Source organism: Sphingobacterium sp. (genome assembly GCF_039596235.1).
Classification (GTDB): Bacteria; Bacteroidota; Bacteroidia; order Sphingobacteriales; family Sphingobacteriaceae; genus Sphingobacterium.
Genome location: NZ_JBCNKE010000007.1, coordinates 211,099 through 225,211 on the forward strand (window position 1 = coordinate 211,099; position 14,113 = coordinate 225,211).

At 45.2% G+C, this 14,113-nt stretch carries 8 protein-coding genes; 3 read left to right on the forward strand and 5 right to left on the reverse strand.

Annotated elements, in window-relative coordinates; genetic code table 11:
* Position 1: 1 nt before the first annotated feature.
* The 4 genes from ABDW32_RS15600 to ABDW32_RS15615 form a co-directional block, all read right to left on the reverse strand.
* The gene (locus ABDW32_RS15600; protein ID WP_343563981.1) at positions 2-3,514 is read right to left on the reverse strand and encodes a TonB-dependent receptor; all 3,513 of its coding nucleotides are present in this window, start codon (positions 3,512-3,514) and stop codon (positions 2-4) included.
* A 132-nt stretch (positions 3,515-3,646) separates the two neighbouring features.
* The gene (locus ABDW32_RS15605) at positions 3,647-4,885 is read right to left on the reverse strand and encodes a FecR domain-containing protein (RefSeq protein WP_343563983.1); all 1,239 of its coding nucleotides are present in this window, start codon (positions 4,883-4,885) and stop codon (positions 3,647-3,649) included.
* A gap of 97 nt (positions 4,886-4,982) precedes the next feature.
* Positions 4,983-5,564: an RNA polymerase sigma-70 factor gene (locus ABDW32_RS15610; protein WP_343563985.1), complete on the reverse strand. Its 582-nt coding sequence runs from the start codon at positions 5,562-5,564 to the stop codon at positions 4,983-4,985.
* 389 nt (positions 5,565-5,953) lie between these two features.
* Positions 5,954-8,218 (reverse strand): GH92 family glycosyl hydrolase, encoded by a 2,265-nt coding sequence (locus ABDW32_RS15615; protein WP_343563987.1) that lies wholly within the window; start codon positions 8,216-8,218, stop codon positions 5,954-5,956.
* A 169-nt stretch (positions 8,219-8,387) separates the two neighbouring features.
* Between ABDW32_RS15615 and ABDW32_RS15620 the strand changes: the two genes are divergently transcribed.
* From ABDW32_RS15620 to ABDW32_RS15630, 3 genes are all read left to right on the forward strand, one after another.
* Complete coding sequence (locus ABDW32_RS15620; protein WP_343563989.1) at positions 8,388-10,220, forward strand: hypothetical protein; 1,833 nt, start codon at positions 8,388-8,390, stop codon at positions 10,218-10,220.
* Between the two features lie 24 nt (positions 10,221-10,244).
* A complete protein-coding gene (locus tag ABDW32_RS15625; RefSeq protein ID WP_343563991.1) occupies positions 10,245-11,831 on the forward strand; it encodes a sulfatase in 1,587 nt (528 codons plus the stop codon).
* A 325-nt stretch (positions 11,832-12,156) separates the two neighbouring features.
* Positions 12,157-13,281: an MBL fold metallo-hydrolase gene (locus ABDW32_RS15630; RefSeq protein WP_343563992.1), complete on the forward strand. Its 1,125-nt coding sequence runs from the start codon at positions 12,157-12,159 to the stop codon at positions 13,279-13,281.
* Here the strand turns inward: ABDW32_RS15630 and ABDW32_RS15635 are convergent, their stop codons facing one another.
* Positions 13,282-14,097 carry an AraC family transcriptional regulator gene (locus tag ABDW32_RS15635; protein WP_343563994.1) on the reverse strand — a complete coding sequence of 272 codons (816 nt, stop codon included), beginning with the start codon at positions 14,095-14,097 and terminating at the stop codon, positions 13,282-13,284.
* Positions 14,098-14,113 lie beyond the last annotated feature (16 nt).

Below are 14,113 nucleotides of genomic sequence, written 5' to 3' on the forward strand. Positions count from 1 at the left end.
CTTATAAAATGTTATAGGTAAAACCAACCATAATTTCAGTCCCGCGTTTGTAACTGCGGTTGAGGTATTCGCGTCCATACCATTTGCCACCTGTGTTTGGATTGGCATATACGGTTTTGACGGCTGGATTCAGGATATTCTTTGCATACCCTTTAAACAGCAGCCTCTTATTCAACTTTTGGCTGAATACCAGATCCAACATGGAAAATGGCCGTGTATAAAGATCCGGTTCGCCCGTTAGATTAATTTGCACCAGTCTTTCACCTACTGTATTGTACGTCGCGGTGATATCTGTACCCCAGTTTTTATTGTTATAATTCAACCAGGCATTGATACTATAGGGAGCCTGCTCAAAGAGCGGACTATTTGTAGGCGCATTCCGGTCGACAGACCAGTTAGCAGCAAGGCGCTCTGGCGTTTTCTTAATATTGCTCTGTGCAAGCAACAGATTCGAGCCCAGGAACAAATCCCGCGCTGGTTCCCAAAGGAAGCCTAAGTTTTTTACCAGCTCCAGCTCGATCCCATACACCCGGCCCCGGTTGGGATCATTCTGGAATTGGATGATCGGAAATTCCGGAAAAGTTGCAGCCAGTCCCTGGGTCTGTAGGCTGAATACCTTCACCAGCTGCTCGTTGATTTCCTTCCCAAAGGCCGAAACAGCAATGACTTCACCGCTATTGGGAAACCATTCCCAACGAAAATCCAGGTTTTTCGTCGACTGATTTTTCAGGTTACGATTTCCGACAACCAAGCCCATCTGGAAAGCATCAAATTCATAGACATTGGTAATTTCCCGTAATTCAGGTCGTGCCAATGTTGTATTGAAGGCTACCCGAAAGTTCATGTTCTCGTTGAGTGTATATGTTGCATTGACCGAATAGTACGGTTTGTAGCCCTGCTTATAGGCCGAATTGGGATTCTGCGGATTCAGGTTAACGGTTCCATTGGCATTTGCTGCTGTCAGCGATGGATCCAGATACACGTTCGCTGTATCCACTGCAGATTGTATATTGGTATTTTCAAAGCGCAAGCCCCCGGCAATACGGAACTCATCTGTCAGCTTCAGGTCCAGCATGCCATAGAAGGCATTGGTTTCATAAAATCCGGTATAATTGTTTGGCGATTTTTGGATATTGTACAAGAAGCCCCCCACGGGAAAATCACCTTCTCCTACCCCGCCTGTGGGCACACGTACGCCAACCACCTCATTGCTGACCAGACGATCCAGGTTTCCTTCCACATCGTAAAGCGGAATTGAAGAAAATTTACCGGGACCATAGGCACCATAACTTGTAAAATTAGATCCAGGTAAAAACAGTACGTTTTCTCCAAATTTCCGCTCGCGGTTGAGGTAATTGAATCCCGTCTTAAATTCCTGTTTATGGCCCAATAATTTAAATGGTATGGCCAAATCAGCTTTGTAATTATAATTCGTTTCGTCCAGATTACGCCAGCGCCGCCCATTTGGATCAGCCTGGAGAATACCGAAAGGGCCGAACCCATTGACATAACCCGAGCTTAACGCATAATAGCGTTCGGTATAGACATAATCTACATTTCCTGTATTTGGAAGATGTGCAATACTTGGCCTTTCAATGGCACCGCCATAGCGCGGTTTGTAGTCTACCATATTGACAAAACGATAATCAGGATCATTCTGGTTGGATTTGGATGACGCCATATTGTAGCTCAGCCTTGGTGAATAGGCACTTTTTAAAAATTTATGTTCTCCCTGTAGATTAAAGGTATGCAGTGTACGGAAGGTTTGTTTCAGCGCGTAGGTGGTACTGTTTACTTCGCCGGGCAAACCCGCATAATCATATCCACCACGCAGATTTGTTGCCGTACTCTCACCGCCCCAACTGCCCAGGTACTGAAAACTGATTTCATGTCGAGGATTAAAACGATAGGTTAAACCACCCAACAGGCCATAATTGAGCGTTTCCACCCCTGTATTTTCCTTGTAAGTCTGGTATTTCCCCATCACAATATTATTGGTGGTGGTAAAATTTGGGATCTTGCGCTGACTGTAGATATAAGGGCTACCTGTGACCACGCCTTGGTAGATACTGTATTGAGTCAGATCTCCGTCGTAAATGTTGCTCGTGCGCCGGTAATAGTTTCCGCCGAGGATCAGGCCCAATTTATGTTTATCAAAAAGGCTGTAACTGTTACCAAAGGTAGCGGAGTACAATTGATTGAGCGGTGCTCGTTTGGTCTGTGAGGTCAGAACGGGATCGAATCCCTGCATAATGCCATTGATACGATTGACTTCCTGGCGTGCTTCGGGACTATAATTGCTCGAAGCAATCAACTGCTGAATCGAACTTAAGCCATCCGGGTATTGTCTGGACAGATTCAGGAAGTCTTTGGAGAGATCTTTCTTATTGATTGCCGTACCTAATACGCCCATATCGCTATTCCAGAAGCTATTGTACTTTCCGCCAAACCCGATATTGGAATTGAAGCCTGTCTGTGCAATCAGGTCAAATGTCATTTTTTCCGGTACCGATTTGGTCTTCAGTTCCACAATACCCGAAGCTGCGTCGGCAGGTTTATCCGGGGTAACGGTCTTATAGACCGTAATATTATCCAATAAGGAAGCTGGTACCAGATCCAAGGGGATGGCACTGCGGTCAGGGTCCGAAGAGGCCAACCGTACGCCATTCAGCTGACCAATCACCGAGCGGTCGCCCAGCCCACGTACAGCGACATATTTATCGTCCGTTATGGTCACTCCGGTCACACGCTGTAAAGCCTGTGTTGTGGTGATACTTCCGGTGCGTTCGATCAATTGCGCCGAAATCGCATCCTGTACGACGGATGCTTTACGGCGTTCTTCAAGCACGGAGGCTTCCGTATTCGCTCGTTTTCGGGCTTGTACGGTGACCTCAACCTCCTGCAATGCCGTCAATAGGGACTGCAAACGTACGGTTAGATCAGCCTGCTGTGCAGTGATACTAATTTCTTTACGCTGGTAGCCCAATGAGGTAAAGACAAGCACCGCCGGCTGCCCCGGGATCACGATGGAGAAATTCCCATTTGCATCCGTTGAAGTCGAGTTTTTGGTATTTTTGACGTTAATGGAAATCCCAGCCAGCGGCTGTCCAGTATTTCCGTCCACTACCCGTCCGCGAACTGTAGCTGTCTGGGACAAGCGGGCTGTCTTTTTCCCGTCAACCGGATCTTCCGGCCCTGTACGTCGAATCGTTACAATGCTGTTTTTGACCGTATAGGCAAAAGGAAGTTTTTCAAAACAACGTTCCAGCACCTGCTCCAGCGGCGCATTTACCACATTGATCGTGATGCGCGGTGCATGATCAAAGATCTCCGCATCATAAAAAAAATCATAGCCCGTCTGCACGCTGATCTGTTCCATCAGATCAGCCAAAAGGACCTTTTGCTTATTAATAGTTAGGCGCTGACCATATGTAGCTGCACTTAAATGTGCTAATACACAGGTTAATAATACCATGGTGATTTTCATAACACGCATGACTTGATGAAAATTCATACTTTTGTCTTGTAGTTATAGTAAATGTTAAAAATTGACGACACATCTTTTTTAATGACTTTAGCTATTTTGGGCGGTGATGTTGGTAGCATCGCCGCTTATTTTTTATCCAATGCCATTGGTAATGGGTAACTATTTCTTCACGATAATCCTCCTTTCTTTGATCTCCAGTTTCACTTTATTGACGGAAGCGATCATGTCCGCTACTGCCGATAGCGATTGGCTCCGAGATACCTTTCCCGTAAATTTCATTGTACTTAATTCCGGTGGACATTCTACCGTAACATCATACCATCGGGCGATCTTACGCAGGATACTTCCCAATTCCTCCCGACGGAATATAAAATACCCGTTTACCCAGGCCAGGTTCTGTTGCATATCTGCTGCTGTGAGCTGCATGTTTTTGCCCACCAGCGCCTGTTGTCCGGGTTTGAGCAATTCCGATTGTCCATTACCTTTGACAAGCAGGCGCACGCTACCTTCTACAAGTGTGGTACAGTCCTGCGGTTCGTTGGTATATGCGTTGACATTGAAAGTTGTTCCCAATACCTGAATCAGCTGTTTATCGGTCTCTACAAAAAATGGGATACGTTCTTTTTTTTCGTTGCTGACTTTAGCAATTTCAAAATACACTTCACCGGTCATTTTTACACGGCGTTCATTTTGATCAAATTCAGTGGGATAAGTCAAGGAAGAAGCAGCGTTGAGCCAAGCCTTGCTTCCATCCGGCAGGGTGACACGATATTGTCCACCATTGGGCGTGCTGATGCTATTAAATGCTTTTGAAGCCGCAGCCTTTCCCGCTGCTGTATAGACAATTTCACCGGCTGCTGTTTTCAGCACATTGACACCGGCCTGATCCACCAATTTACCATTGGCAGCATCGGAAAGTGAGATCATCGAACCATCCGACAGTTTCAAAATAGCCTTCTCACTGCCCGGAGTGATATCTTTTTTTTGATGGGCAAGCTGTTCGCCCGGCTCGGCTCCCCGTGGAATCCAAAACCAAAGCAATGCGCCCATTCCAACAACCAATAGTATGGCTGCGGCAAACCACTGTATCCGTTTTCGGATTGGGATAATGCGTCTATGATATAAATTTGGTGAGATTTTATCGGCTGGGATCAATTGCTCCGCTGCTATTCTTTCATGCAGACGTCGTTGCCAATCTGCTATTTGCCCAGAATCATGCTGTGGAATATCCTCTGGAGAGTCCCAAAGGCTGTCTGTCTGTTCGGCCATGATCTGGTGCAGCAGGATCAAATTGTTCGGATCGTCCAGAAAATCTGCGATAAGCTGCTGTTCAGCAACAGTACATTTTCCCTGCAGGTATCGTTTCAACAGCTCATTGGTGATTATTTGTTCGTCCATGTTCTTTTGCTTCTTCACTCTTAGAGGCGCAACAAGAGGACGCTACCACCTATGGCAAAATAAAAAAAATAAAAAACTGATAATGAACTGAAAAAAATTAAAAAAACAGGATTAAAAACAGCAGCAAGAGGGATAGGATACCCTTACGAAAATGCTTCAGGGCGGCGACCATATAATTTTCTACGGTGTTGAGGGATAGGTTGGTTTTCTGGGCGATTTCCTTGTAACTGAATCCCTGTTCGCGGCTGAGCACAAAGACCTCTTTGCGTTGGGAGCTGAGTCCCGAGAGTAACTGTTGATACTGTTCTTCTTCTTCCTGACAGCTCACTGCGTAGTCGGCCATGCGGTATTCAACCGCAGCAGTTTCGGTATAATCCGCGACAGTTTCGACAATATTGCGACGTTGTTTGCGCAATTGGCTGATGACGGCATTGCGCGCTGCCCGATGGAGGTAGGCACTTAGGTTGTCAGGAATAGTCAGCTCATGCCGCTTTTTCCAGAGCCAGAACAAGATATCGAGCGCAATTTCTTCAGCTAAAAAGGCGTCATTCAGATATAGCTGACAAGTGGCATACAATCTGGGTGAATAACGGGCCACAAGCTCATTATAAGCTTTCAGGTCGTCATGCTGACAACAGCTTTCCAATAATTCGCGGTCTGATAAGTTTGTATAATTCACCCCTGGTCAAAATTTTCGATCCTAGCTATTTTTCTCTGTATGACCGGCAAGGGAATATTCCTCGCATCGGTTACAATGGCAGGGTAGCATTTTGAGGCCAATTGCAGGACACCATGCTTCCGGTACTAAATTCCTAAAGAAATGTGTGGGCAGTGTGTGTTTAGTATTATGTTTCTGTTAAGTGCATTATTCCCCGAATCCTGTTGTCTTCCTATTGTTTCTTCGATTTTTGATCGCACATCTTTGGTCAACAGAGGGCTGTCAACAAATTATTCTGCTACGAAGCTATGACCTGTTTGGTTCGCAACGAATAGAAAAATAAAGGCCGTTGGAAGAGGTTCCAACGGCCTTTATCAGTTTTTTATTTACAGCGATGTATTTTCCGCCTTTTATTCAATGCTAGTTCCCCAATTTTTATTGGCCTTATCTCCCATCACAAACTCAAGCGTACCGCCCTTTAGGATATCGGCATGATTTAGTTGTGTGCTATTTAACGGTTTTCCATTAAGGGTAGCCGACTGAATATATTTATTTTTGGACGAAGCGTTCTTTCCGATAATTACAAAAGATTTTGCATTTGGCAGGCTTAACGTTGTTTTCTCGAAAAATGGAGATCCGATACTATAGGAAGCCAGTCCCGGAGTGACCGGATAGAAACCCATCTGAGAGAAAACGACAAAGGCCGACATACCACCGCCATCCTCATCACCGGGTACCCCCATCAGGTCATTTCTGAACCATTCCCCAATCAGCTTATGGATACGTTTTTGCGTCATCCAGGGTTGTCCCGCGTAGTTGTATAGGTAAGGAATATGCAGCGCCGGCTCGTTTGCCATTGAAAACTGGCCTACATTGCCTGTATGATCTGGTAGCTGCGCATAGAAATCAAATTTAGAACGACCGAGTGACTGCTGGAACATTTCATCCAGATACTGTACAAACAGCTGCTTACCCCCCATTAATTTGATCAGATCCGGAATATTGTGCTGTACATCCCAACGGTATATCCAGGCATTATTTTCACCATAATATTCGCGGGCACCCTGTCCGCCGGAAAAAACATAATCAAAAGGCATGATAAAATTACCTTTGTCATCTTTCGGGTGGAAAAATTTGGTCTGCTCATTGAATAGATTCCTATAATTGAATGACTGCTTCATAAACAGGTCATAATCTGCTTTTATGCCCAATTCATTGGCCAGTTGTGCCAGACACCAGAGGTCATAGGATGTCCCCAGTGTAACAGCTACCGGTTGGCGTCTTTCAAAGCCATGTACTTCGGGATACGTTTCCTTTTCGCCCGGATGCAAGGCCGGAATATAGCCCTTTTCTTTGAAAAAATCATCCATTTTCCCAGCAGGTTTATCCGACCATGGCGCCAAAGTCTTCTCGGTGATTGCTCCTTTTGCCGCTAGATAGGCCTTCTGAATATCAAAGCCACGGATGCCCTTACGATAGGCATCCAGCAAAGTGGCAACCCCGTGGTTGGAATTCATCCTTCTGCTATCTCCCGTAATTTCTGGAAAGGTCGGCAACCAAGGTTTGTCCATCTGCTCTGACATCCGTACAAAGGAATTGAGGATATTGGATTCTGTACCAGGTTCCAACAATACACGTAAGGGATGGTGCGCACGGTAAGAGTCCCAGATCCAGTCATCTGTAAAAAATGGCTTTCCATCATCCGAATGGACCTTGCCATCAAATGCGCTAAAATAACGTCCGCCTTCGGAAATGTTTACCGGACGCTCATAAGTTCTGTATAAGGAAGTATAAAACACATTTTTGTCGGTTTCATTGCCACCTTCAACAGTGATTTTTCCCAAGGCCTGATTCCAGATTTCACGTCCGTTTTCCGCTAGTTTCTTTTGATCGAAATCAGCAATCTCACGGTTCAGGTTTGCTTTGGCCTGCGCAGCATCGATAAATGAAACTCCATATTTCATTTTTAAATGAGCTCCCGGCTGGTCAAACTGTAGTACCAGGCAAGCATTTCTTCCTTTGGCAGCTGTTCCTTTTTCCAGCTGTTGTCCCTGCAATTTGCTTACTGCACTAGGCTTGATCTCAGGAACCGCATAGATATATACACGTGTTCCATTGCCAATTTCCTGTATTCCCGACAGCGCCTGACCATCCCATTGCAGTTCCCCTTCACGTGAATTAAACTGCAGATATTTTGTGGACGTATTCGGGAAAGTGAAAGTATACATACCCGACTGGTGCGATAGTGCATAATCCACTTTAATATCTTCCTGATCCAAAACAACGGAATAACGATAAGGCTTGATCTCCTCCTGATCATAACTATACAATTGTACCGGACTGAGTTGATTTGGCAAATGCAACATTGGACTCAGGTTGAAGGCCGACGAGCCACGGTGGCTCGTTACGATAAGCGGCAGACCATACAAACGGTCCGAGGTAAAATCCCCTCTTTCGGGGTACACCCGTAATATACTGTTGGGTAGGTGGACCGTCGGATAAGTCGGTACCAGTAAATGACTGATATTTCCCATGTATGGATTGACATAATCCACAAGGTCTTTTGCGTTTTTGGCCTGGGAAAAACCTTTTAGCACAAAAATCGAAAAAAAAGTACAGCAACAGATCGTGCGTACAATTGCCTTAGATTTCAATTTGAGATTCTTATTTAGCATTATAATTAATTAAGTAATCAATGGTTTATGAGGAAACTGAAGTTTCGCCTCTAAAGTTAGTTTTTTTTGATGAAATACAAGGATGGAAATTTGCATGTTAAGCGATAATACTTATATTCGGCAAGCAGTCATCCAATTGGCGACAATAGCGCATAAACCAACAATCAAAATGAAAATACTTATCTGCCGGATCCGATCAATACTGATCATCTTACTGACAACCTGCTTTTACCTGAACAGCATCGCTTCACAAGTCCCCAAGGTCGTTTACCTATCCGATTATGGTATCCTTCCCAATACCGGGACCAACAGTTCTGTAGCAATCAACAAAGTCCTTCAGGCAATTCTCGGAAAGATCGATAAAAAACAAGCTCTTGTTCTAAAATTCAAAAAAGGACGCTACGACTTTTATCCCGAGGGTGCATTATCAAGGACATACTATATTTCCAATCACGATCAGGACAATCCCAAAGTAGTAGGCATTGCATTAGAGCAGTGCAACAACCTTACAATCGATGGCCAAGGCTCCGACTTCATCTACCATGGTCGGATGTTACCGATTGCCTTGATCGAGAATAAAAACCTGACCCTTAAAAATATCCACATCGATTTTGAACGTCCACAGATCTGTCAGGTACAGATCCTAAAGAATGACACGATCAATGGTACAATCGTTTACAAAACAGCTCCCTGGGTGAGCTATACAATCAAAGACAGTATATTTTACAATACTGGAGAAGGTTGGGCCATGCGCCCAACATCAGGCATCGCCTTTGAAGAGAAAACCAAACGCATTGTTTACAATACCAGTGATATTGGGGTAGGAACTAAAAAAGTAAGCGAGCTTTCGCCAGGTATTATCCAAGCCGAGCAATGGAAAAATCCCAAGCTTATTCCGGGTACCGTTGTGGCTATGCGTGCTGGACATCGCCCTAGCCCCGGTGTTTTTGTCCATAAAGGAAAAGATATTCGACTTGAAAATATCAGCGTGCATTATGCAGAAGGCATGGGTTTATTGGCTCAGCTCACAGAAAATATCAGCCTCGACAGATTTCAAGTCGCCCTGCGGGGTGATCAAGATCCCCGATATTTTACTGCACAAGCTGATGCAACCCATTTTTCAGGATGTAAAGGTATCATCGTCTCCAAAAATGGGCTGTATGAAAATATGATGGACGACGCGATCAATATCCATGGTACTTACCTGAAAATCACCGAGCGACTGGATGATAAAACACTGGTCGGCCGTTATATGCACGATCAATCCTACGGATTCGACTGGGGGAATACGGGCGATACTGTACAGTTTGTCCGGTCAGGCACCATGGAACTTTGGGATCAGAAAAACCAGATTCAGTCCATTCACGTTTTGCGGGATAAAGCCGATGATCCGATCCGCGAATTTAAGATTACGTTTAAACAGGCCCTTGATCCAGCGATTGACCCAGCGAAAACATCCATTGGTATTGAAAACCTCAGCTGGACACCACGAGTTGTTTTCAGTGGAAATACCATTCGTCACAATCGTGCTCGCGGTGCATTGTTCAGCACGCCTAGAAAAACCCTTGTCGAAAAAAACCTCTTTGACCATACTTCCGGCACCGCTATCCTGCTCTGTGGCGACGCCAATGGCTGGTATGAAACAGGCAGCTGTCATGACATAGTGATCAGACAGAATACATTTATCAATGCCCTAACCAATATGTTCCAGTTTACCAATGCGATTATCTCAATCTATCCTGAAATTCCGGATCTTAAAAATCAACGGCAATATTTTCATAGCGGCATCCTCATTGAAGACAATCTTTTTGAGACCTTTGATAAGCCGATACTGTATGCAAAGTCTGTTGACGGTCTTGTTTTTCGCGGCAATCGAATCAGGACAAATAAGGCCTATCCAGCCTTTCATTGGAATAAAAAAAGGGTATTCTTCGAACGTGTGATTCACAGTGAAATATCGAACAATACCATTGATGGGAAGAAAAGTGACTTAACAAATTAGATCAGTAGCAAAACATTTGTCTCTATGTTATCCTTCAAAAACTATAGATTACTCATCTTATCGCTGCTATGCAGCAGCATCGGGTCGGCGGTCCATGCCCAGAACGTCGGCAAGGCGCAGCAGCTCAGCCCGAACGATCGGCCCAATATCGTCGTATTTTTTGTTGACGACCTAGGTTGGCAGGACATGTCTGAACCCTTTTATAAAGTCAAAACAGCAATTAACAAAAAGTTTCATACGCCCCATCTGGAACTACTGGCCAAAGATGCGACCAAATTCACGAATGCTTATGCGACTCCGGTGTGCACACCTTCTCGGGTGAGCTTTCTAACAGGGCTGAATGCAGCACATCACCGGGTCACCAACTGGACAAACCCCAAAGCCAATACCGCTACGGATAGTAAGGATGAACTGCTCAATCCACCGGACTGGAATATCAATGGCTTGAGTCCCGTACCTAATATTCCCCATACGATCTATGCTACGCCATTTCCAAGCATACTCAAGGACAATGGGTATTACACCATTCATATTGGTAAAGCGCACTGGGGATCTGCTGGCACTCGAGGGGCCAGTCCACTCAATCTGGGCTTTATGGTCAATGTCGCCGGGCATTCCGCCGGACATCCGCAAAACTACTATGGGGAACAAAACTATGGCAACCTGCCCGGCAAGGCAAGCTACCAAGCCGTTCCAGATTTAATGGAGTATCATGGTACATCCACTTTTCTGACCGAAGCACTGACGCAGGAAGCATTGAAAGCGCTTGAGGAGCCCATCCGCCGCAAGGAACCTTTCTTCCTTCATTTCTCCAATTATGCCGTGCATGTACCTATTCAGCCTGATCCCCGATTTGTACAAAAATACCTCGACCGTGGCCTGGACTCAACAGAAGCGGCCTATGCCTCGCTGGTTGAAGGCTATGACAAAAGTATGGGCGATATCGTTCAGTTCCTAAAAGACAAAAAACTCTACGACAACACCGTCATTATCTTTTTGAGTGATAATGGTGGGCTCAGTCTCAGTCCCCCACGGTCGGGCGAGCCCCATACACAGAATCTCCCACTCAAGGCAGGCAAAGGCTCCCTCTATGAAGGGGGCATCCGCATTCCATTATTGATTAAACAGGCTAACATCCACCAAGCAAGCTGCAACCCCGTTCCGGTCATCGTCGAAGACCTGTTCCCGACCATACTCCAGATGGCCAAAGTAACAGATTATCAGCTCGTGCAGCAACAGCCTGATGGCAAAGATCTAACGCCCCTGATGGCGCACAAAGCAGACAACAGCTGGAACCAACGTCCTCTTGTCTGGCATGTTCCCAACAAATGGACCGTTCCCGATGGTCCGGGTATCAATTTCTTTTCGGCCATACGCCAAGGTGACTATAAACTGCTTTACGATATGAAACAGGGGAAACTGGAACTCTATAACCTTCAGGATGATATCGGTGAACTAAATAACCTGGCTCCTAAAATGAAAGAAAAAACCAGCGAGCTCAGCAAGCTCCTTTCCGATCAGCTGCGGACATGGAAAGCCCAGTTGCCGACCTACAAGACCAATGGACAACAGATCCCCTATCCCGATCAGATTACACCTGTTGGCCAATAGCTTTTGTTTGCAGCGAAATAGTTTTAAAGTTGATGTCAACTTGTATAGAAAGCCTTTGTGATTTGACCGCAAAGGCTTTCTATTTTAAGCCTTATAAAACGGATACCCCATTAACGCGGATAACGATACTGGACAGTCAGAAAAACCTATTACCTTTAGTCAGTCAACTTCTGTAACCAGCTGAATAGGTATACGGCGACCTTATATCGAACACAAACCTGCCCCCAGATATAGGGACGTGAGCCGTACAGAACATAAAAATTGAGCTTTACACAAAAACAATAGGTAGCTGAGCGAGCTATTTTTGTATTGTAAAACAAGTAAGATGAAAACAAAACACCAAGCCAGAAGCTTCTTCCGATTTTTGAAATGGTCAGCCCTAACGCTTGTTGTTCTCATCGGATTAATCACAAGCTTTATGATGCATCCCCAATTTGGCAAGAGGCCCTCAGGAGAAAGACTTAAACGTATCGAGCAATCGAAGCACTTCAAGGACGGAAAATTTCGCAACAGCAGCCCAACACCACAGCTAACGCAAAGCTGGACGGTAGCCCTTTCCGATTATCTTTTCAAAAAATCAACCGAAACCAGCCCCAAGCACAAGATACCTTCGGTACCTGTCGATTGGAACAGTCTCTTTACCACATCCCATGGTTTGGTCTGGTTGGGCCACTCCTCCTATCTGTTGCGTACAGATGGTAAAACTATCCTTGTCGATCCCGTACTGAGCGGCAGCATATCGCCCATACCGGGCAGCGGCAAAGCCTTTGCGGGCGCTGATGTAACAACAGCGGATGCGCTTCCAGCCATCGATTACCTATTTATTTCCCATGATCATTACGATCATATGGATTACAAAACGCTCAAAGCATTGCAAGCCCGAGTTGGCAAAGTCATCGTTGGACTTGGTGTGGGTGAACATTTGGAATATTGGGGCTACCGCAACGATCAGATTATAGAAAAAGATTGGTGGGATGAAGTAGATCTAGGCAATGGATTTCATGTAACAGTCACACCGGCACGACACTTTTCAGGTCGCAGCATGTGGTCGGCCAATACACTCTGGGCCTCCTATGTCCTGGAGACGCCAAGCCGGAAGCTGTACCTGGGCGGTGACAGTGGTTATGACAGCCATTTTAAAGAAATCGGCGATAAGCTTGGTCCATTTGATTTGGCTATACTCGAAAACGGACAATATGACCTGAGCTGGAAATACATCCACATGATGCCCGAAGAAGTGCTGCAGGCCGCAAAAGATTTACGGGCAGCAAAATTATTACCCGTACACTCTTCGAAATTTGTTCTTGCTAATCATGCCTGGTACGAACCCTTGGAGCGTATATCCCAAGAGGCATCCCTACAGCAACAAGCCTTGCTTACCCCACGCATCGGTGAAGTAGTTGATCTGGATGCTGTCCACAACGGCCCCAGCTACTGGTGGAAAAACTGATTAGGCGATTGAATTAATTGTCGCCGGAGTTATGCCAAACTTCTCCTTGAAAGAAGCATAGAAATGAGAGAGGTTTTCAAAGCCAAGGTCAAGGTAAATGTCCACGGGTCTTTTCCGCTTGTTTTCAATCAGGTAGTAGGCCTCGGAAAGACGCTTCTCCTGCAGCCATTTCCGGGGCGAGGTGTGGAAGATTTTTTCAAAATCACGTTTAAAGCTCGCCAGGCTGCGACCGGATAATTTGGCAAAATTCTCCAAAGGAACATTATACTTATAATTTTTCAGCATAAACTCCTCTAGGTCAATCTTAAATGGTTCGGAGAAATCAAACAGCAAATTTTTTAAATCAGGGTATCTCTCCAATAATAAAGTGATCAGTTCGTATATTTTGATGGTCTCCATCTGCGGGCTGACCCGCTCCGAAGCCTCAGCATAAGGTGTGAGCGACTCAAAATAACTTTTGATAAAGGCATCACCTTCCAAAATGATATTGGTATCGGCAGACTGTTTTTTATCCGAAGAGAGCTGATGATCCAACGCATACTTCTTAAGTCGATCCGTGTGCAGCAAGATGGAGATCGACTGATAGTCCGCATTTTTTGAGGGGTATTTGAATGCCTTTGCCAATTGATTTCTTCGGGCAACCAGTAGCTGCCCTTCCTTTGTCACCAGTTTTCCCTTTTCATGGTCAAAGTGTGTTTCACCGGACAACTGGAACATGACTACATGTTCGGGAATAAATTGTTCATGACCAAAAGCCTTATCAACGTAACAGGAATACAAAAAGGCCTTTCCAAAATCTTTTTCATCGATACTCATAAAAATTTTCTTTAAC

Coding starts and splice junctions, on each gene's coding strand:
- ABDW32_RS15600 (WP_343563981.1), bottom strand. CDS start 3,514: ATGAATTTTCATCAAGTCATGCGTGTTATGAAAATCACCATGGTATTA.
- ABDW32_RS15620 (WP_343563989.1), top strand. CDS start 8,388: ATGAAAATACTTATCTGCCGGATCCGATCAATACTGATCATCTTACTG.
- ABDW32_RS15605 (WP_343563983.1), bottom strand. CDS start 4,885: ATGGACGAACAAATAATCACCAATGAGCTGTTGAAACGATACCTGCAG.
- ABDW32_RS15615 (WP_343563987.1), bottom strand. CDS start 8,218: ATGCTAAATAAGAATCTCAAATTGAAATCTAAGGCAATTGTACGCACG.
- ABDW32_RS15625 (WP_343563991.1), top strand. CDS start 10,245: ATGTTATCCTTCAAAAACTATAGATTACTCATCTTATCGCTGCTATGC.
- ABDW32_RS15630 (WP_343563992.1), top strand. CDS start 12,157: ATGAAAACAAAACACCAAGCCAGAAGCTTCTTCCGATTTTTGAAATGG.
- ABDW32_RS15635 (WP_343563994.1), bottom strand. CDS start 14,097: ATGAGTATCGATGAAAAAGATTTTGGAAAGGCCTTTTTGTATTCCTGT.